This is a genomic window from Ignatzschineria ureiclastica (assembly GCF_003121845.1).
Classification (GTDB): Bacteria; Pseudomonadota; Gammaproteobacteria; order Cardiobacteriales; family Wohlfahrtiimonadaceae; genus Ignatzschineria; species Ignatzschineria ureiclastica.
On sequence record NZ_QEWQ01000024.1, the window covers coordinates 1 to 878 of the forward strand.

Sequence of the window (878 nt, forward strand, 5' to 3'; positions counted from 1 at the left end):
TGGTGGCGTACCACGGACTTCGGAAAACGTCACACCTGTACTTGCAATAGTTTGAACTGAATCCAACTGACCTTTGTTCACAGCATCACTATCAGCAACGCCATCAGCAACATTAGAGATCACTTTATCACCAGCATTAATACCACTAGTGGTAACACTTGGACCATTCACAATGGTCAAGCCTGTATTACCTAATGTGACATTATCGCCGACTTTAACACCATCATTATTCACAACGGTATCACCGGTTGTTACTGATCCATCCGCACCAAGATTAAGATCTTTCGCTAGTTTGACGTTGAGCTTGCCTTCGTCATCTACAACAACCCCGATGTTCTTACCATCTACTAATTTTGTTGTATCTGTCTCACCACCAACAATCGATACCGTTTGGCCTAATTTGAAATTTTGAGGCGTACCACTGTCTCCGGCAAACGTTAAACCTTTATTTGCAATAGTTTGAACTGAATCCAACTGACCTTTGTTCACAGCATCACTATCAGCAACGCCATCAGCAACATTAGAGATCACTTTATCACCAGCATTAATACCACTAGTGGTAACACTTGGACCATTCACAATGGTCAAGCCTGTATTACCTAATGTGACATTATCGCCGACTTTAACACCATCATTATTCACAACGGTATCACCGGTTGTTACTGATCCATCCGCACCAAGATTAAGATCTTTCGCTAGTTTGACGTTGAGCTTGCCTTCGTCATCTACAACAACCCCGATGTTCTTACCATCTACTAATTTTGTTGTATCTGTCTCACCACCAACAATCGATACCGTTTGGCCTAATTTGAAATTTTGAGGCGTACCACTGTCTCCGGCAAACGTTAAACCTTTATTTGCAATAGTTTGAACTGAAT

At 41.8% G+C, this 878-nt stretch carries 1 pseudogene; it reads right to left on the minus strand.

Going from position 1 to position 878, the window contains the following annotated elements:
• Positions 1–878: pseudogene (locus DC083_RS10065) on the minus strand (hypothetical protein); the annotation flags it as partial.